The organism is Photobacterium sp., from assembly GCF_033720175.1.
GTDB lineage: Bacteria > Pseudomonadota > Gammaproteobacteria > Enterobacterales > Vibrionaceae > Photobacterium.
The window spans coordinates 1-24,553 of sequence record NZ_JAWWDA010000004.1; the positions used below are offsets into that span (position 1 = coordinate 1).

The 24,553-nt window shown below is 46.0% G+C and carries 19 protein-coding genes and 3 tRNA genes; 7 read left to right on the forward strand and 15 right to left on the reverse strand.

Going from position 1 to position 24,553, the window contains the following annotated elements; genetic code table 11:
- Nucleotides 1-3: 3 nt before the first annotated feature.
- From R3289_RS05870 to uvrY, 6 genes are all read right to left on the reverse strand, one after another.
- Nucleotides 4-90 (reverse strand) — tRNA-Leu (locus R3289_RS05870).
- A gap of 95 nt (nt 91-185) precedes the next feature.
- Nucleotides 186-261 (reverse strand) — tRNA-Gly (locus tag R3289_RS05875).
- A gap of 20 nt (nt 262-281) precedes the next feature.
- Nucleotides 282-355, reverse strand: a tRNA-Cys gene (locus R3289_RS05880).
- Nucleotides 356-626: 271 nt separating this feature from the next.
- Entirely contained in the window at nt 627-1,184 is a 558-nt protein-coding gene (gene pgsA / locus R3289_RS05885) for a CDP-diacylglycerol--glycerol-3-phosphate 3-phosphatidyltransferase (RefSeq protein ID WP_318924560.1), read from the reverse strand.
- 57 nt (nt 1,185-1,241) lie between these two features.
- Nucleotides 1,242-3,077 carry an excinuclease ABC subunit UvrC gene (gene uvrC, locus R3289_RS05890; protein ID WP_318924561.1) on the reverse strand — a complete coding sequence of 612 codons (1,836 nt, stop codon included), beginning with the start codon at nt 3,075-3,077 and terminating at the stop codon, nt 1,242-1,244.
- Nucleotides 3,077-3,721, reverse strand: a complete 645-nt coding sequence (gene uvrY / locus R3289_RS05895) for a UvrY/SirA/GacA family response regulator transcription factor (RefSeq protein WP_318924562.1) — start codon at nt 3,719-3,721, stop codon at nt 3,077-3,079. Before uvrY ends, uvrC begins: the two co-directional genes overlap by 1 nt.
- A gap of 657 nt (nt 3,722-4,378) precedes the next feature.
- Here uvrY and R3289_RS05900 point away from each other — a divergent pair.
- The gene (locus R3289_RS05900) at nt 4,379-4,672 is read left to right on the forward strand and encodes a hypothetical protein (RefSeq protein WP_318924563.1); all 294 of its coding nucleotides are present in this window, start codon (nt 4,379-4,381) and stop codon (nt 4,670-4,672) included.
- Nucleotides 4,673-4,782: 110 nt separating this feature from the next.
- Here the strand turns inward: R3289_RS05900 and R3289_RS05905 are convergent, their stop codons facing one another.
- From R3289_RS05905 to R3289_RS05925, 5 genes are all read right to left on the reverse strand, one after another.
- Complete coding sequence (locus R3289_RS05905; RefSeq protein ID WP_318924564.1) at nt 4,783-5,646, reverse strand: tetratricopeptide repeat protein; 864 nt, start codon at nt 5,644-5,646, stop codon at nt 4,783-4,785.
- Nucleotides 5,647-5,804: 158 nt separating this feature from the next.
- A complete protein-coding gene (locus R3289_RS05910; protein WP_318924565.1) occupies nt 5,805-6,914 on the reverse strand; it encodes an ABC transporter permease in 1,110 nt (369 codons plus the stop codon).
- Entirely contained in the window at nt 6,911-7,837 is a 927-nt protein-coding gene (locus R3289_RS05915) for an ABC transporter ATP-binding protein (RefSeq protein WP_318924566.1), read from the reverse strand. Before R3289_RS05915 ends, R3289_RS05910 begins: the two co-directional genes overlap by 4 nt.
- Entirely contained in the window at nt 7,830-8,753 is a 924-nt protein-coding gene (locus tag R3289_RS05920) for an HlyD family secretion protein (RefSeq protein WP_318924567.1), read from the reverse strand. The genes R3289_RS05915 and R3289_RS05920 overlap by 8 nt, the downstream gene beginning before the upstream one ends.
- Before the next feature lie 213 nt (nt 8,754-8,966).
- A complete protein-coding gene (locus R3289_RS05925) occupies nt 8,967-9,887 on the reverse strand; it encodes a LysR family transcriptional regulator (protein ID WP_318924568.1) in 921 nt (306 codons plus the stop codon).
- Nucleotides 9,888-10,126: 239 nt separating this feature from the next.
- Here R3289_RS05925 and R3289_RS05930 point away from each other — a divergent pair, with 239 nt between their 5' ends.
- A complete protein-coding gene (locus R3289_RS05930) occupies nt 10,127-13,069 on the forward strand; it encodes an MGH1-like glycoside hydrolase domain-containing protein (protein WP_318924569.1) in 2,943 nt (980 codons plus the stop codon).
- Nucleotides 13,070-13,531: 462 nt separating this feature from the next.
- On the opposite strand, the gene R3289_RS05935 is transcribed toward R3289_RS05930, so the two are convergent.
- Nucleotides 13,532-13,972: an Lrp/AsnC family transcriptional regulator gene (locus R3289_RS05935; protein ID WP_318924570.1), complete on the reverse strand. Its 441-nt coding sequence runs from the start codon at nt 13,970-13,972 to the stop codon at nt 13,532-13,534.
- Between the two features lie 110 nt (nt 13,973-14,082).
- On the opposite strand from R3289_RS05935, the gene R3289_RS05940 reads away from it, so the two are divergent.
- Nucleotides 14,083-14,670 carry a LysE family translocator gene (locus R3289_RS05940; RefSeq protein WP_318924571.1) on the forward strand — a complete coding sequence of 196 codons (588 nt, stop codon included), beginning with the start codon at nt 14,083-14,085 and terminating at the stop codon, nt 14,668-14,670.
- A gap of 112 nt (nt 14,671-14,782) precedes the next feature.
- On the opposite strand, the gene R3289_RS05945 is transcribed toward R3289_RS05940, so the two are convergent.
- Complete coding sequence (locus R3289_RS05945; protein WP_318924572.1) at nt 14,783-15,184, reverse strand: H-NS family nucleoid-associated regulatory protein; 402 nt, start codon at nt 15,182-15,184, stop codon at nt 14,783-14,785.
- Nucleotides 15,185-15,744: 560 nt separating this feature from the next.
- On the opposite strand from R3289_RS05945, the gene R3289_RS05950 reads away from it, so the two are divergent.
- The gene (locus R3289_RS05950; protein WP_318924573.1) at nt 15,745-17,340 is read left to right on the forward strand and encodes a BCCT family transporter; all 1,596 of its coding nucleotides are present in this window, start codon (nt 15,745-15,747) and stop codon (nt 17,338-17,340) included.
- A gap of 149 nt (nt 17,341-17,489) precedes the next feature.
- Here the strand turns inward: R3289_RS05950 and R3289_RS05955 are convergent, their stop codons facing one another.
- Nucleotides 17,490-20,591, reverse strand: coding sequence for an efflux RND transporter permease subunit (locus R3289_RS05955; protein WP_318924574.1), 3,102 nt, complete (start codon nt 20,589-20,591; stop codon nt 17,490-17,492).
- Nucleotides 20,592-20,594: 3 nt separating this feature from the next.
- Nucleotides 20,595-21,683: an efflux RND transporter periplasmic adaptor subunit gene (locus R3289_RS05960; RefSeq protein WP_318924575.1), complete on the reverse strand. Its 1,089-nt coding sequence runs from the start codon at nt 21,681-21,683 to the stop codon at nt 20,595-20,597.
- Nucleotides 21,684-21,817: 134 nt separating this feature from the next.
- Here R3289_RS05960 and R3289_RS05965 point away from each other — a divergent pair, with 134 nt between their 5' ends.
- From R3289_RS05965 to R3289_RS05975, 3 genes are all read left to right on the forward strand, one after another.
- On the forward strand, nt 21,818-22,756 hold the full coding sequence (locus R3289_RS05965) for a LysR family transcriptional regulator (protein WP_318924576.1): 939 nt from the start codon (nt 21,818-21,820) through the stop codon (nt 22,754-22,756).
- A gap of 217 nt (nt 22,757-22,973) precedes the next feature.
- Nucleotides 22,974-23,147, forward strand: coding sequence for a hypothetical protein (locus R3289_RS05970; protein WP_318924577.1), 174 nt, complete (start codon nt 22,974-22,976; stop codon nt 23,145-23,147).
- The gene (locus R3289_RS05975; RefSeq protein WP_318924578.1) at nt 23,147-24,364 is read left to right on the forward strand and encodes an MFS transporter; all 1,218 of its coding nucleotides are present in this window, start codon (nt 23,147-23,149) and stop codon (nt 24,362-24,364) included. The genes R3289_RS05970 and R3289_RS05975 overlap by 1 nt, the downstream gene beginning before the upstream one ends.
- Nucleotides 24,365-24,553 lie beyond the last annotated feature (189 nt).

Below are 24,553 nucleotides of genomic sequence, written 5' to 3' on the forward strand. Positions count from 1 at the left end.
AGATGGTGCCCCGGGCCGGACTTGAACCGGCACAGCGCGAACGCCGAGGGATTTTAAATCCCTTGTGTCTACCAATTCCACCACCAGGGCACGCAATTCTTGATTGCGGTGCTCGTAACTGATTTAAGTTAGACACCATCTTTAAATAACGATCTGCCAATATTTCTAATCGTCATTGCAAAATTTGGAGCGACACACGAGGTTCGAACTCGTGACCTCAACCTTGGCAAGGTTGCGCTCTACCAGCTGAGCTAGTGTCGCATATTATTCAAAAAGAATAATGGAGGCGCGTCCCGGAGTCGAACCGAGGTACACGGATTTGCAATCCGCTGCATAGCCACTCTGCCAACGCGCCATTACTTCGTAGAAGTAAACAATCTCTCGATTGCTAACCGCTTAGCAAGTCTTCCCGCTGCGGTACGGCGGCCATTTTACAGATTCCATTTATGCTGTCACTAAAAAAATGCATCCAACAAGATCGTTCGATTATATTTCAGCCAAAAACAGCAGAATTAAACCAGAATGAATATTTACTCAACAATTTTATCACCTTCGCACTATTTGACTGGCAATAAAAAAGCGGCCAGCAGGCCGCTTTGATTTTGAATTCGTAATATTTTTATTGATCAATGATTTTCTGCATTTAATAAATCACCTTTAGCCGCTTTTAAGTATTGATACATTGACCAGTACGTCAGCACCATAGCGACATAGAGAGATGCATAACCCAACCAGACGATCCATGGGTGCGGATGCCAAAGTAGCAACAGCAATGCAAACATTTGTGAAGCCGTTTTCACTTTACCCACCCAGGAAACGGCAACACTTGCACGTTTGCCCAGTTCAGCCATCCACTCACGCAGAGCAGAAATAATAATTTCACGCCCAATCATCGTAACAGCAGGAATAGTGACCCAAATAGAATGGTAGTCTTCAACCACTAACACTAACGCCGTTGCTACCATTAACTTATCAGCGACAGGATCAATAAACGCCCCAAACCGGGTGGTTTGGTTCAATTTGCGAGCAAGAAATCCATCAAACCAATCAGTTAAACCGGCAATAAAGAAAATTAGCGCTGTTGCAAATGCAGCCCATTCATACGGCAGATAAAACGTAATAACGAAGAAAGGAATGAGGATCAGTCTGATGAAACTCAAAATATTAGGGATTGATAAACGCATAATTTTAGTTCTTATGATTAAATACAGTATCACTACAGATACAAGAGTGCCGCAAAGCTAGTGATGTTGCAATGCGTCATATATCTTTTCTGACAAAGCCTTGCTAATACCTGGCACTTTAGCTATTTCTTCTTTGCTCGCTCGTTTTAGTTCGTGCAATCCCCCCATGAACTTCAATAATGCCTGACGGCGTTTAGGGCCGATACCTTCAACATCTTCCAATGCACTGCGTTTTCTGACTTTAGCACGTTGTGCTCGGTGCCCGCTGATCGCATGATTATGGCTTTCGTCGCGAATATGCTGAATTAAGTGCAAAGCGGGTGAATCACCTGACATTGATAATTCTTCACCCGTAATAAAAATCAAGGTCTCTAAGCCAGGTTTACGGCTTGTCCCTTTAGCAACACCTATCAATAAAGGTTGTTTAGGCCATTCATCCATAAAAGGTTTTACTACATCATACGCTCTTGATAGCTGACCTTTGCCCCCATCAATAAAAATAATATCGGGGATTTTATCGGGATCCATCTGTTTGCCGTAACGTCGTTCCAGTACTTGTGCCATTGCAGCATAATCATCACCGCCGGTAATACCCGTGATATTGTAACGCCGGTACTCCTGTTTTAACGGCCCTTCCCGATTGAAGACCACGCAGGAGGCAACAGTCTTCTCCCCCATGGTATGACTGATATCAAAACACTCCATTCGATTAATCGAATCAAGCTGTAATGTTTTACGTAATGCAACAAAGCGTTCCTGAATCGTCATTTTATGATTGAGCTTACTGGTCAATGCTGTCAGGGCATTGGTCTGCGCCAGGTTTAAATAGCGCGCACGATTACCTCGAGGATTGATTTTCAGTGCGATCTTTCGGCCAGCCATTTCCGATAATGTATCGGTAATCACTGCCTTTTCATCACCTAAGCTTGAACCCAGAATGATGACTGACGGAATAATTCGCCCTTCTGCCTGACTGAGATAAAACTGGGTGACAAAACTGGACAGCACTTCAGTCACATCGGCACCAGTCGGCATTTTCGGGAAGTAGCTCCGGCTACCCAGTATTTTACCCTGCCGAATATACAAGGCGTGGATACATGCCATGCCATTCTGCTGAGCGATACCGACAACATCGAGATCATCTTCGTTATCATGACTGACAAATTGTTGTTCCTGAATCCGCCGTAATGCCTGGATCTGATCGCGGAAAAGGGCTGCTTGTTCAAAATGGAGGCTCTGACTTGCCTGCTCCATTTTGTCAACTAAAGAGGTAATCACCTGACGATCTTTGCCTTGCAAGAACATCCGCGCATAACCGACCTGATCCTGATAATCATCCTCACTGATCAGTCCTTTAACACAAGGTCCTAAGCAGCGACCAATCTGGTACATCAGACAAGGACGACTACGGTTCGCATAAACAGAATCTTCACATTGGCGAATAGGAAACAGTTTCTGCATCAAATGCAGGCTTTCGCGTACTGCTCCTGCGTCAGGATACGGACCGAAATATTCGCCTTTACGCTTTTTTGCCCCGCGATGAATAGAAAGACGCGGATGGCGGTGGTGGCTCATGAAGATATAAGGGTAAGATTTATCATCACGCAGTAGTACATTGTACTTTGGCAAATACTGCTTAATGTAATTATGCTCGAGGATCAGTGCTTCTGTCTCGGTATGGGTTACCGTGACATCAACCTTACGGATATTCTTGACTAAGGCCCGGGTCTTTTCGCCCGCAACATTGGTACGAAAGTAGCTTGACAGGCGTTTTTTGAGGTCTTTTGCTTTTCCGACATAAATAACCTCACCAGCGACATCATACATCCGGTAGACGCCTGGCTGGTGAGTAACTGTTTTCAGAAAGCTTTTGTTATCAAATGCATCTGACACTACAAAGTCTCTGCGTCCAACATCCCATGGCGAATAGCAAGGTGGGTTAGCTCTACATCACCGTTAATGTCTAATTTACTGAATAGGCGGTAACGGTAACTATTAACAGTTTTAGGGCTTAAATTGAGTTGCTCCGAGATGTCAGTAACCTTCTGTCCTTTCGTGATCATCATCATGATCTGAAGTTCACGTTCTGAAAGCTCTTTAAAAGGATTCTCAGAATCTGGTGCAAACTGACTTAACGCCATTTGCTGCGCAATCTCAGGCGAAATATAGCGTTGCCCACTATTAACCATACGAATTGCATTGACCATCTCATTAGGCCCTGCACCTTTGGTAAGGTATCCAGCGGCACCGGCTTGCATCACTTTCGTTGGGAAAGGATTTTCGGTATGGATTGTCAGTACAATAATCTTAATATCGGGATTAAAACGAAGAATCTTCCGGGTTGCTTCCAGGCCACCGATACCTGGCATATTCATATCCATAAGAACGATATCCGCATTTTCACTACGGCACCATTTTACGGCATCTTCACCACTGTCGGCTTCCCCTACCACTTTTATACCACGGACATCTTCAAGAAGACGTCGGATCCCTGTGCGAACCAGTTCGTGATCATCTACAAGGAATACATTAATCAAGCTGTATCTCCAATATGATTTGGCTCTGCACCCAGCCAGAATTGGCAGGATAGCTATTACTGATATTACCCAATTTTACCCTAACTTGAAATCCGAGCACACACGGATTCTGCGTATTAGCGCAAATTTTCGAATAAACTTAATGCTTGACTCTATATAGTCAAGTGTCATTTTTGCACATTTCAAGACAAAAAAACATAAACAGCAGTATTTACCATACATATGAAAAAATAAAGAGAAAAATTCAGAATATCTAAGCAGTTATATTCTAGACATAAAAAGCGGGCTAACCGTCTAAACTAACCAGTGATTTAATATGTATTTAATCAGTAAATCATATCAAAACACTCTCAATCTACAGGTATAAACCTTCCTTATTGATATTGTTACCAATAAATCTTGAACAAACACAACTTTATTTTATTGTTGAGCAAAAAAACTCACCTATATCACTGTTATCCCCGGAGACCTGCTAACCACACAATTTCAGCTTTCTTGCCGTGACCATTTCGTCTGAAAAATTAGCCATTCGATAATTGTCATAACTTTACGAATAACGGGAATAACCTAAAAAAAAGAGGTCTATACTAAATATGGCTATTATAGAAACAACAAACCAAATTATATGCTGCCATTTATTAACCAGGAGGATGTAACATGAAAGCACTATTTGCCATTATTATGCTCTCTCTGTCAAGCTACGTGTTTGCTTTTGGCAGTGGAGGAAGTTACGGCGGTAATCCTGCTATCTCAACAGGAGCATTGAGGAATTTTATCTCTGTTTGTCTCGATAAAAACGGAGATGCTATCACTAAGTCTCACAGCCAAAAGCTCAACCGTAAATGTGCTATTACCGGAGTGACTGTGATTGATTTAATTAATTATGACAATTTTTATGATAATAAGCCCAAAGGTGAAACACTTGTCGATATAAGACAAATGCAATACTAATCAGCATCTTACCTTTTCTTACTCTGTATGCGCCTAACTTAAGCGGAAGAAGGCCAGCATTAGTGCTGGCCTTCCGAATTAGGCAGAGCTAACGTTAGAAAAAACCGGGATTAATCGACACTTGCCATGAGTAATTCAAACCGTTCATTGCCTCTCAACATCTCAAAATCCGCTTCCTCTGATGCTAATTCTCGCAATGATGCACTCCCCGTAATGGCACGTTCGAGATCTGAAATCGCCTGCTCCTCTACCCCAAGGCAAGAATAGGCACAAGCACGCTGATAAAAGGCATGAGCATTGCTATCATCAACTTCTAACACGCGATTACACAAACTCAGTGCCCAGTGGAATTCTCGTATTTCCATCGCCGCATCCGCTTTATAGGTCAACGCTTCAAGGTCACCCGGCCGTATTTTCAATACCTCGTCGTAAACTTCCATCTTCTGCTCTGGTGTCTGCATGCCCTGTGCACGTAACCAGAGATTATGGACTTCGTTGATTCTCTCAATTTCTTTGTTGTTTTCACTGATGTTGCGGGTTTTACGTTTCAGGTCACGTTCCAATACCTGAAATTTTTTCTCATATTGTTCCGCGATTTCTTGTAATTTCTTATCGGCGTCTTGTAATTGCTGCTCCGCCATTTTTGTTGTGTTTGTACGAAGCTCTCGCAAAGACTGCCAACCAATCATCGCAATCAAAGACGCGACACCCGCGATAATGTAGAAAAAATAAGTCACCGTAACATTGGCATAATTCAGTGATTTATCGGCAACGGAAAGTTCACGATCTGTAATGCTCACAACTAAACGCCGCTCCAAATCCTGTTGATCCATTCGCAACGATTTAAGTTCATCGAGAACATAACGTTCCATTAACGGCTTATCGTAAATACTTTCTTCTGAGTACTTTTCTGCAGCCAGACTGGAAAATGATAAGCTTGCCAATACAAGCGCAAGCAAAATAGTTCGAAGCATAATGAGCCCTATTAAAAATGACGATATCCAGTAGCAACCACACCACTACCGACACACCCTAACAAATTTAAACAGACGTTAGCCATACTGAATGACATTTTGTGGGCTACATTTTTGATACATCAACACTTGATATGCATCTACACGCACTCATAAAATCAATCAAGGCTCTTCTTAAACCGCTGCGATGCAATCAGCAGGCCGATAATAGTAAACCCCATCAGCCAGAGCGCATCACGCCATAAATCAACGAGTTGAGCACCACGCAGAACAATCCCGCGGATCATCCGCATAAAATGCGTCGCCGGCAGAATTTCAGATATCCATTGCGCGGCGATCGGCATTGCCTCGTAAGGAAATATAAAGCCCGACAGCAAGATTGATGGCAAAAGAATGAAAATCGTCATCTGCATCGCCTGCAACTGAGTCTGGGCTATGGTCGAAATCACTAAACCTAACGTCAGGCTGGCAGAAATAAACAGCAAAGTGCCCAGTAAGATCTGACCTACTGTACCGTTAATCGGTACGTTAAAAATAGTGTGTCCCAGCCCGAGAATAATCCCGACCTGGATCAGACCAACAAAGATATAGGGAATAATCTTGCCGATCATCAGCTCCAGCGGATGCACTGGTGTGGTGATCAGCAATTCCAGATTGCCTCGCTCCCGCTCACGTACAATGGCCGCAGAGGTAAACAATATCATGGTCATCGTCAGGATCACTCCCAATAACCCCGGAACAATATTCACCGCCGAGCGCCTTTCTGGGTTATACAACAAGGTCACTTCAAAAGTGGATAGTCCGGCAGGCTGATAGGTTATCAGCTCTTTCAGCGGCATATTTCTCAACTGTAACAAAGCGGCGCTGATCATCGTATCGGAACCGTCAACCAGCCACTGTCCGACGATACGGTTATGTTCGATCCGCTGAGTTAAATCCGCTGGTAAAATTAACGCACCACGTACCGACCCCTCGTTTATCGCCCGCTCAGCTTCAGAGACGGTCAGAAACACCTGTTTCACTGTTACCACCTGAGTAGCTTTGACTGATTCGGTAATGACTCGCCCGGCAGCGGAATCACTCTGATCAACAACCGCTATCGGGATATTTCTGACATCGGTGTTGATGGCATAACCAAATAACAATAGCTGGATCAACGGGATCATCACCACCATGCCAAAGGTAAGACGGTCTCGGAACAGCTGCCGTATTTCTTTAATCATTATCGCTTTTATACGGAACAAGCCTGTAGGAAGAAACCGATTCATTGCCGCCCCTCCCCCGTACAAGTTACGAACACATCCTCAAGGCTAGGACGCGCAATAATTAGCTCTGCTTTTTCCAGATGGGGAAAACCCGCATGCAGCCAGCCAACCGGATCGTTAACTTCCTTGCGAACCAGCACACGCAGCCGGATGCCTAACTGGGCTGCTGAGCGCACCTCCGGCAGCTTGAGCAGAGCCTCTTTTAACTGTCGCAGATCCGCCGCCTGAATTTCTACGACCGTAACCCCCATGTTCGTCATCAGTGCTTCCGGCGTATCATCGGCCCGTATCACCCCCGACTCCATAATTGCCAGGGCATGGCAGCGTTCAGCTTCATCCATATAATGTGTGGTCACCAGAATTGTGGTTCCCTGATCGCTCAAATCAAACAGCTGCTCCCAGAACTCGCGACGGTTTTCTGGATCGACCGCTGAGGTTGGCTCATCAAGCAACAACATCTTCGGCTGATGCATGGTGGCAGCGGCTAAGCCCAGTCGCTGCTTCTGGCCACCGCTGAGACTGCCTGCCCGTTGTTTTGTCAATAAGCTTAAGCCATAAGTGGAGAGCTGCCCCTCGATGCGGCGATTTAATTGCTTGCCCGGCATTCCGAAAATCTGGCCGATAAACTGAAGGTTTTCTTTTACCGTCAAATCGTCATACAGCGAGAACTTCTGAGTCATGTAGCCAATACGTAAACGGAGCTTTTCTGCCTGCCGCGGAACTGACAATCCGAGTACCTCGACCGTACCGGATGTCGGACTCAGCAACCCGGTTAACATCCTCAGCGTTGTCGACTTACCGCAACCATTCGGACCGAGAAAACCGTAAATACTGCCTTCGGGCACCACCAGATCCAGTCCATCAACAGCGGTAAAATCACCAAACTTGCGGGTCAGCTTATTGGCAATAATGACATTGTCATTCATCCGGCATCTCCACTTGCGCAGGCACTCCTGCAGGCAGGGCTCTGGCTTCGTCAGATAGATCTATTTCGGCCAGATAGACCAGTCGCGCCCGATCTTGTTCATTTAACGCAAAATAAGGCGTAAAGGCAGGCTCGGTTGACACCCAGCGCAATGTTCCCTCAAAGCTATGCTCAATACCGTCAACATGGACAATGAATCGATCCCCCACCTGTAACTTCACCCGATAGGGTTCTGGCACATACACCCGGGCATAAGGTACGGTATCAGTCTGAATGGTGGCGACAATACCGTTCTTCGGCACACGTTCCCCCACGTTATACGGCAAGCTGTCTAGCACCCCGTTACGTGTGGCAACCACCGTCAGATCACTGAGAATTTGCTGTTGCAACTGTACTTCCGCATCTGCCGCTGCCAGCGCGGCCTGGGCCTGTTTGATATCTTCGGGCCGTTCGCCATTGGTCAGTTTGGTGAGTTTTTCTTTTGACGAGTCGTAATCTGCCTGAGCCGCAGCTCTTTGTGCTCTGGCTTTGTCTTTTTCGGCAAAACTGGCCAGCTTCTGCTCAACCAGTTTACTCATCCGTTGATAGGATTTCCGCGCCTCGACCAGTAGCGCTAAGGCGCGTTCCAGGTTTGCCTGAGCAGCAGCGATATCTTCTCCCCTTTCACCGTTGGTTAGCCGTAGTAAGTAAGCGCCTGCTTTCATTTTTTCAGCCTCTGCTCTGGCAAGAACTGCACTTTGCTGCCTGGTATCGAGTCTCACCAGCACATCGCCCAGCTTCACCAGCGCCCCTTCTCTTACTGGTAGTTCCCGAACAATTTCATTTGCCGTCGCGGTGAGAGTGACCCTGTCACGCTCCAGTATACCAAGAGCCTGATGGGCGCGGTTATTGTCACAAGCGGCAAGTAACGTCACCATGCTTAAAACAAGTAAGGGAGATAATATTCTGTGACGAAATAAAGCTATGCGTTCTCTTTTCATCATATTCTGCCCGGCCATCAGCAAAGGAATAATAAAAGTGTACGCCTCTTTGTCAGGTATACAATTGAATTAATACGGTTAAATCAACACCACTGGACTACCGGTGCCAATTACCCGTATTGCTTTGACATTATGTTCCGCGACCAATTGTTATTCAGAGTCTGACAGGGATTTGCAAGCGAGAGATTTGATCATTTCAATCACTTTTTCCTGCTGTGGAAAAAGCTCTTTTGAGGTATATATGCCCACCGTTCCTCGAAAATATTGTTTTTCCATCGTGAGCGGCTGAAGCCCGAAACGTGAAAAATATGACGTCATATCACTTGGATACGGCATCACCGCATTTGTTTCAAGCGTTATATCGATACTCGCAAGCAGTGATCCCATTTCAAAAACCGTGCGCTCATCCAGCTTCTGTTTTTGTCGTTCAATACGCTTAGGCACCGGATTTTCGATAATATGGCTGTATTTTTCAGCATCATAAGTAACCGCAACAGACGGGTATTCTTCAAGCATCGCATCGGTGACAAGCTGATCACGCAACGGGTGGGAATCATTGACGAAAAAACTGTCATAGGTCTGAAAAAGCGGAATAAAAATCACATTGAACTTCGATGACAGTCCCACAATTTCATGTCCAATAAACAGCTCCATCTCATTTTTAACCAGAGAATCCATCAAACTCAGATGATTCCCGAACTCCACCTGAATTGACGCAAATGGACAAAAATGACGGTACTGATGTACAAGATCTTTGATAAAAAGAGTCCACCACGCGTCACCAGTACCAATTCGCAACTTTCCGGCCCTATGTTGTTTTCGCTCTTCGATCCGATCCAGCATATGCTTATATTGCTGCTGCATAACTGAGCAATCATCAAACAAGATTTCGCCAAATTCGGTCAGCTTCATCCCGGAAGCTTTTCGCTCAAATACCGTAACACCCAATGAGTGTTCTAACTTTTTAATGCTACTGGTAACCGCAGGCTGGCTCATTCCCAGCATCTGGGCGGCCTCGCTCACACTCTCCAGCCGGGCGACCAGTAAAAAATACTGTAATACTTTGTCCATTTCTATCTCGTTATAATGAAGAAATAATCCAACGATTGATTATTTGAAAATATTGCTCCCATGATCACATATTCATCAGTTTTATTAATAGCCAATTATGGCAATTAGTCGATATAACTCACCTTTTCTCCTTGCATTATAAATAAAACTTATACCATGACATTTCCTTACTATTTCTACTGTATCAGGCCACGATCTAAGATGCGCAGCAGGTTTAGCTATAATTTAAGGAAAGAACAATGAAACCAACATTCCTCGCGGTTGCTGTCGCACTTGTGTTCTCAGTCGCTGGTTGTAACTCCAGTGATACCCGTTCGGACACTGTTATGGGAAATACGGGCAATACCGACAATGGCGGTCAAGACATACCGATCATCAGTGAAGACAAACCTGTCATCGAAGAGGCCTTATACTTACGGGGGATCAACGGTGACTGGGGAGCATCAGATCGCGCAAAACTGATATACCAGGGTAAGAGCCAATACGTCTCTGTCATCCGTGTCGCCAGGGGAACGAACCAGTTTAAAGTTGCAGACGAAGGTTGGCAGATCGAATACACCGGCTACCGCACACCCATTGTATTCGGCCAGCAGAATGAATTTGTCAGTAAGCCTGCCGAAAACACAGACTGTATGAATCAGGACTGTAATTCTGAAATTACTTTTCCTGATAAAGGCTATTACAAGTTTGCGGTCGATCTGTCAGATATAAAAAGACTTCAGTTAACCGTTACAGAAGCCACTCAGGAAGAAGCCGAACAATTTTATAACGATGCCATTATTGATCCTTCCACGGTGCATATCGGACATAAGCAATTAACGTCCAGCCTTTATAGTAACTATGACAACACAACCGATACCGTAAAAGTTTCAGTTAAAGATCCGAATGCCAGCCTTCGTACGTTCGGAATTTCCACTACAGCAGAATTACGCGACGCCTTGGATCAGGGGCTGTACGTTAGCGAAGATAGTGACAAGCCACGAGTACGAACAGGTGATCTGGCCTTTGATGGTCTTTTCGCCCTGTCCGTTCAGGAACTAAACCAACTTGCCGTCTCCGAAATCAAAGACGGCAATTACAACCATAACAAACCGATTAAAGCGGATGTTTTTGAAACCGGGGCTAAATGGCATTACGTCTGGACTCGCGACCTTGCTTATGCCGCTGATCTGTCCGTTGCACTGCTTGATCCGACACGTGTCAAAAACGGGTTGGAATTCAAGCTGTCTGATTTCAGAGAAGGTACCGATCGTGAATATGATGGTGAACAAATTATCCAGGACACCGGTACCGGCGGCAGCTGGCCAATCAGTACCGACAGAACGTCATGGGCACTGGGTGCCGAGCGCCTGCTCAGCACACTCACTGGGGAAGAGTACGATGCATTTGCCATGCGCGCTTACCATGCCCTGAGCAACACCATTAAAGCCGACCGGGTCGCCGCTTTTGATGAAACCGACGGCCTGTATCAAGGAGAACAGTCTTTCCTCGACTGGCGTGATCAGACATATTCAAGCTGGACACCCGATGATGTGAATTACATCGCCACCAGCAAAGCACTCTCTACGAATATTGTCCACTATCGCGCTCTGATGCTGGCGGCAAAGCTCGCAGAAAGTTATGACACCTCAGCGGTAGCAGAATACCAGCAATGGGCGAATGAACTGAAGAAAGCCATTAATGATCAGTTCTGGAACAGCACTAAAGGACTGTATTCAAGCTATCGTTTTGATGCCAAATCCAACATTCAGGTTGATAAATACGATATGCTCGGTGAAGCACTGGCAATCATCAGCGGTATTGCCGATGAAGATCAGGCAAAAAAAATCATGGCCAATTATCCGCATAGCGAGTTTGGTGTACCGGTTTACTTCCCGCAGCAGCCAGGCGTCGCGGTTTATCACAACCGAGCCATCTGGCCTTTTGTCACAGCCTACAGTCTGAAAGCAGCCGCCAAAGCCAAAAATGTCGCCGCGGCAAACAATGCCTATCAATCCCTGCTTCGCGGTACCGCACTGAATCTGTCAAATATGGAGAATTTAGAATGGCTGTCCGGCCAGTCACTGGTTTTACACGGCGACCATGGTAAAGACTCTTCACTCGACGGCCCAGTTATTAACTCTCAGCGCCAGTTATGGTCTGTCGGTGGTTACTTGGGAATGGTGGTCGAAAACATCTTTGGCTTTAACACCGACAATGGCATGCTCACGATTAAGCCCTTTATTACGGCAGAACTGAGAAACACCACATTCAAAAACTCCTCACAAATAAAAATTGAAAACCTGGTTTATAAAGGTGCAAAATACAGCGTAACCGTTGAACTGCCAGCGGTTGACGACAATAACAGTGGCTATTTTGACATCGCATCGGTCAACAAGACCAACAACGACATTGTTGTCACACTGGGCCAACGCCTAGCGGGTGATGAGTCTCTAACACTTATCGAAGGCGTACTGCCTTACGATACCGATAATGCCAAAGCGTTCTCTCCGCAAGAGCCAACCCTGGAACTCACCAACACCGATGGTGATATAAGTGTTGTGATTGAAAATCAAAACAACTACGCCGTGAACATCTACCGCAATAGTCAGCAATTTCACACCAACTACAGTGGCAGTAAGTTCACAGATAAGTTAAACGGCAATGAATATGTCTGTTATGTAGCGGAAACTATTAACAGTGCGGGCTATCGCTCTAACCCGAGTAAGCCAGTGTGTACCGGTGAAGCGCTGAAGGTTGAATTCAACGGAACCTATACCGTATTTAACAAGGATATATATGTCGTTTCTTTTGACGGGATCAATAACGAGTTAGACGGTAAACAGACGTTCCGGATTGCAGAAACGGGTACTTACGATTTTGCGGCACTCTACAATAACAACCTTGGTCAGCTTAATACCGGTATTACCAATGCCGTGAAAAAACTGACGGTCAAAGATGGTGATGGCAAAGTTGTTGCTGATGGTATTTTACAAATGGGTCATATTGGCGAAGCACAGGGGTTACGCATGTCAACACCGGTGACCGTTCAGTTATCACAAGGGGTCGATTACAGCTTTACCCTCAGTGATTATTTCAACATGAGCTATCTCAACTCCAACAATACGTACATTTACTCTGGCGGACTGGATGGTTTTGAGAACTCAACCAACCTGGTTGACATGAAAATTACCCGTCATTAATCCTCGAAACTACTAGGCTAAATGCCAGTCAGCAATTTGCTGACTGGCATTTCTCATCAAAAAGCTTTTTGTTTGCCTTAATTTTGAGTTGCGATAGTCAAACTGTTCTAGCACATGAATTGTCGAAACTTAACGGCTGAGATGACTGTCTACATTACTTTCACCCTATTATGATAAACAATCACAATACTGCGTTGTATTTTTGGCATTAGAAAGAGCAATGCTGGATAGCCTGGGGACTGAATTAGTTTTGTACTTCAATTCGGATTTATCACAGAAAGAAATTGACTCACAATGTAAAGCACTGGGGGGAGCTAACAAGCACTTCAATCCTCAATTTACTTTTGGTTTGGTTTTAGATATTCGATGTAATGCTTGTAGTAGGAAATATTGAAGGGGGGGGGTTATCTGCAGCGATATAGATGATTAAAGACGGCATACACTATACCTTCCCTATCTACTTCATCTTTCGTCTTTTGGGGTGTCCATTACCACTATCGTCGTAATGGAGTTTACTTGGGGGATCTCTCCCAGCACATCAGAATGAAAACGCTTGTAGGCCGTCAAATCACGGGTCTCTACCCTGAGCAAATACTCATTTGCGCCCGTGACATTGTAGCACTCTTTGACTTCTGCCGCCTCCATGATGTGTCCTTCAAAACTCTGTTGTGACTTTTTGCTATGGTTCGACAGCCCAATGGTGACATAAGCGACAAAGCCAATTCCCAGCTTGTTTGGATCGAGTACCGCCCGGTATCCCTTTATCACGCCGCGACGTTCGAGTTCTTGTACCCGTCGCAATGTCGCCGAAGGAGACAAACCAATCCGGTTAGCAAGATCCACATTGGACAACTTGCCGTTCGATTTCAACTCGCGCAATATTCTCTCGTCAAATCGGTCCATAGCTTTCACTTATTGTCAAAAAAACAACTTTAGAGCAAATATAGACACAAAATTTACGCCATCTCTCATTAATATACAAGGAGACACAACAGACAATAAATGGAAGAAATATGGATTACCAACAGATTTTCGCCCTAATAACCTTCGCGTTCGTATCAACCGTTTCACCAGGGCCCAACAATATTATGCTGATGGCATCCGGAGCTAATGTTGGTTTCATGCGTACCATCCCCCATATGTCTGGGATCGTATTGGGATTTAGTCTGATGATGATCTTGGTCGGTGTCGGCCTAATGGAGATATTTACTGTATACCCAGTTGCCCAGCAAATTTTACAGATAATTTGCGTTGCCTACCTCTTGTACCTGGCTTGGAAAATTGCTTTGAGCCAACCAGCAGACAATAACGGATCGGATTATAAGCCAATGGGCTTTTTGGCCGCCGTCTATTTCCAATGGATTAACCCAAAAGCCTGGTCAATGGCATTGACCGCAATTAGTGTTTACAACACCTCTGCTTCTGTGTACGGCATTTTACTTATCTCTCTGGTGTTTGCCGTGATTAATATACCCTCGGTAAGCATTTGGACAATTGCTGGCAAGCAACTTCAGGCTTTTCTAAATAATCAGTTAAAGATGAAATGTTTTAATTATGGAATGGCGGGGTTGCTGCTGGTATCTACGCTATTGATGTTCTGAGTTTGATTTGCAGTGTTGCTTAAAACTGATTGACCAGTGAAGTTGTAACGAAAACTATCTGTTAAACAAGTATCATTAAAGAGAAAGCCCCAGAGTTGGGGCTTTGCACCGATTAAATCAGAAAATCATCAAGTGATTTTCCTTCATTTTCGATCGCTTCTTTCAGAGGCGCAGGCATACGGCCTTGGCCTGTCCAGGTACGTTCTTCACCATCAACGGTAAATTTATACTTGGCTGGACGAGGTGCACGCTTAGATTTTTTAGGTGCCTCGGCCAGGGTTGCTACCAACTCTTCTGGATCGATACCATCTGCGATCAGCATGTCGCGGTATGCCTTTAATTTTTCTTCTTTTTCTTTCTCTGCCTTGCGAGATTCTGCTTCGGCTTCTTCACGCTCGGCAACCACTGCTTGCAGTTTCTCAAGGGCTTCTTGAAGTTGCTCTAGCGTAAATTCTTCTCGTGCTGCTGCGCGCAGAGAACGCAGGTTTAATAATGTCTTAAAAACGTCGCTCATAATTTTAATTTTAATAGCAAATAAAGCAGGTACTTTACACTAAATTTGGGAATTGGACTATTCACACTATTAATGACAATAACACTTATAACGCTTTTGGCCCATTGCGTGGTTTCTCTGTTCTCAATATCAGTTTTTTACTCGTTACCATATGAACCTTTTTCGGTTAGCAGTAGAGGCAAGCAACTACGAGAACGCTCGTGTGATGAGAGAACATAATTCTAAAGAATTGCGCCTGGCATCATCTGACAGCGGTAACTTGGGCGGTAAAAACACACCCAAAATACTTAGAGAACAACAGACCTCGCCCCAACAACGCCTCACCACCACCCATGAAAACAATTAGATGACTAACCTTTAAAGCTAAAAAAACACCCAAAATCGCGCATAAATACTCGTTTTTATTCGCTAATTTCAGGTTAATTTGGTTTTTATCATCATTCTTGATATTATCCCCCAACGTTTTATTAAGTGCACTAAAGTATTTTACTTTGTTTCGTTACAAAAAAATGACTCAAAGCCACTCAAAATACTTAGTGAGCTAACTGATAAGGAACAAGATGTCAAAGGTTAGGGACAAGTACAGTATCGATAATACTGATTATACAGTCGGTCAGGACAACATCCAGAAATGGGGATTTGACGTTCACAATCCCGTTTTTGGCATAAGTGCAGGACTGATCATATTCTTCATCGTTGCGCTCCTTGCAACAGATCCCTCAACAGCTAAAGCAACACTAGACGGTATCAAGTGGCAGATCATCAATAACTTTGATGGTTTGATCATGTGGTCTGGTAATATCTTCTTGATTTTCAGTTTGGCTTTGGTTGTCTCTCCTTTTGGTAAAATTCGTATCGGCGGAGTAGACGCAAAACCGGATCACTCCAATAGCTCCTGGTTTGCGATGCTATTTGCGTCAGGTATGGGTATCGGCCTTATGTTCTGGGGGGTCGCAGAGCCAGTGGCTTACTATACGGGTTGGTATGAAACGCCACTTGGTGTAGAGGCATATACACCCGAAGCGGCGAAAGTTGCCTTGGGCGCAACGATGTTCCACTGGGGACTTCACCCGTGGGCAATGTATGCGATAGTCGCGCTTTCTCTCGCTTTTTTCGCCTATAACAAAGGCCTGCCACTTTCAATGCGCTCCATTTTTTATCCTATCCTTGGAGACCGCACCTGGGGCTGGTTTGGCCACATCATAGATATATTATCAGTTATCGCGACGCTGTTTGGCCTAGCGACATCACTGGGTTTAGGCGCACAACAGGCGGCAAGTGGTATTAGTCACGTGTTTGGTATCGATGCGGGTATCGGTTTGCAAATTGGGGTGATTATTTTTGTCACCTGCTTGGCTGTGATTTCGGTCGTGCGTGGTATCAATGGCGGTGTGAAAGTCCTGAGTAATGCAAACTTGCTCATTGCATTTGCCTTGTTATTGTTTGTTACCCTTGCTGGTTTTGCCATTGCGCTTAACACGCTGCCAACAACCCTTATGGGCTACATTGAAAACATTTTACCGCTCAGTAATCCTCATGGCCGTGAAGACGAAACCTGGATGCATGGCTGGACAGTCTTCTACTGGGCCTGGTGGATTTCCTGGTCTCCATGTGTAGGTATGTTTATTGCGCGAGTATCAAAAGGCCGTACCGTACGTGAGTTTATCGTGGCAGTGATCTTCATCCCTACTCTAATTACGCTAGTTTGGATGTCTGTTTTTGGTGGTATTGCCATTGACCAGGTCGCCAATAAAGTGGGTGAACTCGGTGCAAACGGTTTGACAGACATCACTCTCTCTCTGTTCAATCTCTATGAGGCGCTACCGTTAAGCACGATGCTTTCAGTGATTTCGATTATCCTAATCATGGTGTTCTTTATCACCTCTTCGGACTCCGCTTCACTGGTTATCGACAGTATTACATCGGGCGGGAAAATAGATGCCCCAGTTCCTCAACGTATCTTCTGGGCAACAATCGAAGGAGCGATTGCAGCCGTTCTGCTTTGGGTTGGTGGTACAGAGGCAATACAAGCGCTACAAGCGGGGGCAATTTCCACAGCCCTGCCATTCACTATTATCTTATTAATAATGTGCGTGAGCCTACTGATGGGAATGCGAACCGAAATGGTTCACTACAAGGTAGCCAATAACTCCTAGTAGCAAGTCCCATGACACCAGATAAAAACTCCACCAGGCGGTGGAGTTTTTGTCTTCATTCAATATCCATCCTAAGCTTCGGCATATACCCTAAGCAATTACGATTTTGCCAGCTACCTTCCAACCGAAATGCCTTTTTCTACTGATGCTCAATATAGAACACCAAGCTCCTGTGCGGTCACTGATGGCTCTGAATTAGGAACACGGAATATCATCGCATAACAAACAGGCAGTACCAGTAGCGTCAGCAGTGTCGCAAAACCCAGGCCAAAGATGATAGTCACCGCCATCGCCATAAAGAACGGGTCAAACAACAGCGGGATCATACCCAGCATAGTGGTGATCGCTGCCATACAAACCGGACGCACACGGCTCACCGATGATGCGAAGATTGCCGCATATGGGTCTTTTCCCGCATTTAACTCCGCATTAATCTGATCCACCAGAACGATACCATTCTTAATAATCATTCCGGTTAAACTCAACACGCCCAAAATAGCCATGAAGCTCATTGGCGCATCGAACAGAAGCAGACCGGATGCAATACCAATTATCGCCAGCGGAACGGTAAACCAAATCACTAACGGTTGTCTTACTGAATTAAACAACAGTACGGTGATCAAAAACATCGCCAGATAACCCATTGGCAGAGAACTGAAAATACTTGCCTGTGCATCTCGGGACGTTTCATATTCACCGCCCCACTCCAGCTCATAACCATCGGGTAGTGGAATGGCTTCAATGCTGCCGCGGATCTTACGGTGTACCGAATCAGCGGTTTCATCCGTTCCCAGTATCGGATCAGCCATTACGGTAAGCATACGCTTACGGTCACGACGCTTTATGATTGGATTTTCCCACTCGGTTTTAAAGTCACGGACCAACTGAGTCACCGGAACAAAAACATTGTTCTCGGCACTCCACACTTGCAGTTTCAGCAAGCTATCGGCATCCAGCCGCTCCTGCTCCGGTGCCCGGGCCACAATCGGCATCAGGTGGCTTTGTTCACGGTAGGTACCCACCGGCATCCCACTGAAGTTAATCAGCATAGCCGTATCAAGATCTTGCTTGCTTATCCCCACCTCCCTTGCCTGGGCCGGATTTAGCTGAGGGCGAACAACCATCACCTGGTTACGCCAGTCATGGCGCACGTTTATTGCTGCAGGCTCGTCCAGCATGATCTGCTCCACCTGCGTAGCTAATTGACGCAGAACCTCGGGATCTTCACCATAGAGGCGAGCTTCAATTTTTGCCGCAGGTGACGGACCATTTTCCAGCATTTTGACGCGGAACTGGGCTTCGGGGTAATTATCCTGCAGATGCTTGGCCAGACCCGGCATGTTTGCCTGCTCTGCTTCGAGATCTGTCATTTCGATCATCAGCTGGGCATACGCGTCATAGCCTTTCTCGGGAACATATGGCAATACAAAGCGTTGTGCGCCCTGGCCAATCACCGAGGTGACATTCTTCAGGCCAATGTGATTCTCTTGCTCATACGCGAGAATTACATCTTCAATCTTGCTGACAAAATCTTCGGTGCCGCGAATATCCGTCCCTTCAGGCAGCCAGATATCAACAAAGAAGATCGGCGTATTGGAAGCCGGGAAGAACACATTTTTCACGTGCCCCATCCCCATCACTGCCACGATTAGCATAGCAACCACTGCCGCCACAGTCAGTATCCGAAAACGCATCGCAAAAGTCAGAATCCCGCGGTAGACATTGAAGAACCAACCTTTATACAGCTCTTGAGGCTCATCACTGACTTCACCATCCTTAAACAGCATGTAGCAGAAAAACGGGGTGATCGTAATCGCGGTGATCCAACTGAAAAACAGTGAAATCAACAACACCTTGAACAGCGATCCACAGAACTCCCCCGACGCATCTTGCGACAGGCCAATCGGCGCAAAGGCCATAATCGCAATCACTGTTGCACCAAGCAAAGGCCACTGGGTCTGCTTTACCACATCACCGGCAGCTTCCAGCCGGGTTTGACCGCGCTGGATACCAATCAAGATCCCTTCAGTCACCACAATGGCGTTGTCGACCAGCATCCCGAGCGCAATGATCAGGGCACCCAGAGAGATGATCTGCAGCTGAATGCCCAGCACATTCATCACAATAAAGGTGGCAAAAATCGTTAACAGCAGTACCGCGCCGATCAGCAAGCCGGATCGCAGTCCCATAAAGACCAGTAGCACCACAATGACGATCGCAACAGATTCACCCAGGTTGAGCAGGAAGCCCGCCACCGAGACATCAACGACAGCCCCTTGGTCATAAACCGTATTCAGATCCATGCCTACCGGCAAGCGGCTTTCCAGTCTCTCGATTTTGTCTGCGACCGCCACCGAGACATCAACAACATTGACTCCGGAGGTAAACGAAATACCCAGTGACAGCGCCTTTTGGCCCATATTGTGGTACAAAAGATCCGGTGTTTCCGTTTCCGTTTTGTAAACCTTGGCTATATCACCGAGATAGACCAAATGCTGGCTACCCGGAGGGCTGACAAGCAGCTGCTCCATCTCTGTAACATCGGCGAACTCACCGGTTGGGTGGATCCGGATCCGCCCGTCACCCACGCGGATTTTTCCGGCATTTGAAACGACGTTTTGAGTCTGGATCAGGCCATAGATATAGCTCTGATCTAAGCCCAATGCCGCCAGTTTCTGCTGGCTGATCTCAACCACCACCTGTTCTTCTGGTGCACCGACCACGTAAACCTTTTTCACGCCATCAATCAGTACCAATTCGCGGCGCAAGAAGTCGGCATAATTTTCCAGTTCGCGATAACTGTAACCTTCACCTTTGATGTTCATCAGAATGCCGAACACATCTGAGTAGTCATCAATGACCATCGGGGTAACGGCACCCGGAGGCAGATCGGCTACCGCATCATTCACCTTCCGGCGAAGCTCATCCCAAATCTGCGGCAGCATAGTGGCATCATAGCGATCCTCCATCTCCACATCTATTTGCGACAACCCTGCACTGTTGATTGAGGTAATGTGTTTGATCTGCTTCATCTGCTGGATAGCATCTTCCAGCACCAGCGTCACTTCTTCTTCAACCTGCTCTGGCGACGCGCCCGGATACGGTGTAATAACCAACGCATTTTTAATGGTAAATTCCGGAAATTCTAACTGGCCAAGACCGGTAAAGGAGATGGCCCCGCCAATCAGCATCAGCAGAACAAACATCCAGCTGATGACTTTATTTTTAATACTGTAATGAGCAACATTCATCGATTAAACGCCCCGTTCCCAGCGAAGAGGTTTCACACCCATGCCTGGTTTAAGAACGCTTGCGCCAACAGCAACAATTTGGTCACCTTTATCAAGACCTGACAGCACTTCAATCCCGTGTGCCCGTATCTGGCCTAACGTCACTTCTACAGATTCCAGTTTTTTTGTTTCGGCGCTGTAACGCCATACCTTCGTTAAACTATCTTCATCATTTTTAAATATCGCGGTTTGCGGCAATATCGCAATTGCGCCGACGCTATCATTATTCATTGCCGACATATTCAGCAGAAGTTCGGCACTCATACCCGGCAGTACATTAAGGTGGTCAAGTTGGTCCAGGCTAAATACCACTTCATAAGTTTGGGTACCCGGCGAAACCTTGCTTGAATGTTCTTTGTAAACGACGGGGAAAGTCTCATCATGCGAGCCAAAGCGAACCTGAGGCTGGAATTTTTCATCCAACTGCTTATTGTTCAGGGTAAGCAGTAACGACTCAGGTAACTCGATTTTCACATCAAGCCGCTGATTGCCCTGTAGCGAAAGTACCGTCTGAGAAGGTTGGATCATCTGGTGGTTATCAAGCTCAACTTTGGCTACGATGCCAGAAAATGGCGCCGTCAAACGCGTGTAGTCGAGCTGATCACCCGCGGTTGAAAGTGCCGCCTTTGCTGATTTCAGTGTCGCTTTAGCGGTATCAAACTCCGCTTTTGAGATCAGTTGTCGCTTAAAGATTTCCTCTTTCCGTTTGAAATCGGCCGCCGCCAGATCATAGTTCGCTTCTGCATTGAGCAAGGCATTTTTTGCATCACGATCATCAAGCTTTGCCAGTAACTCCCCCTGAGTCACCTGCTGGCCTTCCGTCAGATTCAATGTTACCAATTCGCCATTAATACGAAAGGCCAGATCAGCCTGCTGACTAGCCGCTATCTTAGCGGGGAAAATGCGTGTCTGCTGAGCAGCATCTCCGATGGTCATTAGTTTCACCGGACGAACCGGTGCGGTTTGTGAGACTGCACTTTCTGCAGAATCGCATCCGGTCAGGACTGTGGTTGAGAAAACAAGAGCAAGTACGCTCAAAGTGGCCGGTTTCATTGGGTTATTCCCTGTTAGTATCTTTTGAGCGCGAATATAACGTGCTATGATGTTGAAAAAAATAAAACTATTCGAAACCTTGAGTTCTGATTTTCAGAACTTAATTGTCAGTACAACATTTGAGCGGATATACCATGAGAACCGAAGATATCAAGTTGTTCCATCAGATCGTTGAAACCGGCAGCATGGTACATGCGTCAGAAATCCTTGATTTGCCAAAATCCAACCTTAGCCGCCGCTTAAAAGGGCTGGAGGAAGAACTCAATATATTGCTGTTTCACCGCCAGAACCGTTCAATGCTGCTTACGGAAGCCGGTGAAAAGTTTTATAAACAAACCAAGCCGATCCTCAACCAGCTTGAAAATACGATTCAGGAAGTTACGGCACCCAGCAATGAGATTGGCGGCCATCTGAGAATTCAGCTACTGCCTTTGCCAGACTTACTGATGATCGGAAAGATGATTTTTAAATTCATGGATCTCTACCCTAAGATCACCGTAGAAGTACTGACCAGTTCAGAAGATAAAAACTTGGCAGAAAACCATGTTGATGTTGCATTTCGGATCGGTGTTGGTCAGAGCCTGAAAGATTCCTCCCTGATTGCCCGGCCATTTAAATCTGCCCAACTAAACTTTTATGCCAGCCCTGGCTATATCAGAGAACACGGTCACCCTACCAGCACGGATAAACTCAAAAACCACAACGTAATTCGCTTTCGTGCTCCTGATGGTCAGATCCACAGCCAACTACCAATAGGGAAAACACACGAAGCGGTGGAAGTCTCCGGTAACTTAGTCATCAACAGTGTTCCGCTGATCATTGAATCTGGTTTGCTGGGAAGAGGGATTGTATTCATACCAGATAGTATCGCTAACCACTATGTAGAAAAGGGAGAGCTGGTTCAGTTATTCGACAACATTGAATCAGCAGTCCACTACGGATGGCTGGTTTACCCTTCCCGCAAGCATCTGTCGCTGACAGCACGTACTTTTGTCGATTATATGCTGTCGAATGTTGAACAGGATCCGACGTGTACCGCACACCCGCAAGATATCCAGAAAATGCTGATTTAATTCCAACACCATTAATTGTGTGAACGACAATCTATTCAATAGAATGGGTATACCTTCCTATCAAACAGGCGCAAATATAGCCAATATTTGCGCTAATCCCGTAAAATACCGCCAATTGCGTTTTATACATATTAATCGTGACTTTTATTCATTTGCGTCATGATTCGCCATTCTCTACTATCTCGCTCCTCGCTAATTCTGGCGACAGGAGGCATTGATGTTTTCACAATCACTTTTTGCGCAGCTACTACGTATGTTGATACTGCTCATTGTTACCCTTTATGGCGTGCATCATTGTCAACCATTGTTGGATGCGTTGGCTGAACGTGCCACAAGCGGTGGTTGCCACCAGCAAAATTCCATTAAACAAAACCATGCAGAGCACCATTAATGAGTATTTTTCGTTTTCCACTTTTAGTTTGGATGGGAATAGGGACATTAATTATCAGCCTTGGGATCAGGCAATCTTTTGGCATTTTCATGATGCCCGTTTCAGATTCATTTCACACCGGTCGTGAGTTTTTCAGTTTCGCAATTGCATTGCAAAATCTGCTATTTGGCCTTTTCCAGCCTTTTGTCGGAATGGCATCAGATCGCTGGGGTTCACGCCGGATTATCGCTTTGGGCGCCGTGGCTTATGCTGCAGGTCTGTACCTGACGTCGCTGGCAACCGAACCAAGCTGGCTGTACGTCACCCTTGGCGCTTTGGTCGGGTTGGGACTCAGTGCCACTAGCTATGTAATTATTCTCGGGGCTATTGCCCGTGTTGTACCAGCCAAGCACACTGCTAAAGCCTTTGGTTTAACAACCTCGGCGGGTTCTTTTGGTATGTTTGCGGTGATCCCCGGAGCACAATCACTGCTAAGTGATTATGGCTGGCAGAGTGCACTGCAAATCTTTGCCCTGATGTGCTGCTTGATGGTTGCGTTCGCTTCGTTTATGAGCAATTCAAACAGTCAGTCAGACACAAATCGGTCTGTGGCTGATGACTCTCAAAGCCTTCCTGAAGCGTTAAAAGAAGCCTTTCGTCACCGCGGATACTGGCTGATCCATGCTGGTTTCTTTGTCTGCGGTTTCCACGTGATGTTTATCGCAACGCATCTGCCAAGTTATCTGGCCGATAAAGGACTGCCTGGCACGACCGCCGCGATGGCTTTGGCCTATGTAGGGATATTCAATATTTTCGGGTCTTATTTTTGGGGTGTCATGGGAGATAAGTTCGATAAGCGCTACGTGATGGCATCACTGTATCTGATCCGTTCCGTGGTCATTGCCGCTTTTGTTGTTCTGCCCGTTACTGTCGATTCCGCCGCTATTTTCGGTGGCGCAATTGGTTTTTGCTGGTTAGGCACCGTACCGCTAACGTCTGGCCTGGTTCGCCAGATTTTCGGCGCGCGCTATATGTCGACGCTGTATGGGCTGGTGTTTTTCACCCATCAGGTTGGCAGCTTCTTAGGTGCCTGGGTTGGTGGGCGAATCTATGACTACTACGGTTCTTACGAGCCAATATGGTGGACAACCGTTGCACTGGCATTATGCGCAGCACTGATCCACCTGCCAATTAATGATCGTCCGGTTGCGCGCTTAACAGCAGTCGCCGCAGCCTGATCATTTCTTAAACAAGTAACAATGAAAAGAACCTGGATATCCAGGTTCTTTTCTCTGAACAACGCCAACCTCTGAGCAAGACTAGCGTGGCGCTCATCCTCGCGATCTCATAACAAACTTGATCCCACAATTGCTTGATGCCGCAAAACGGAAAAAAGCAGATTTATTCAAACAACTAACAACGGCACA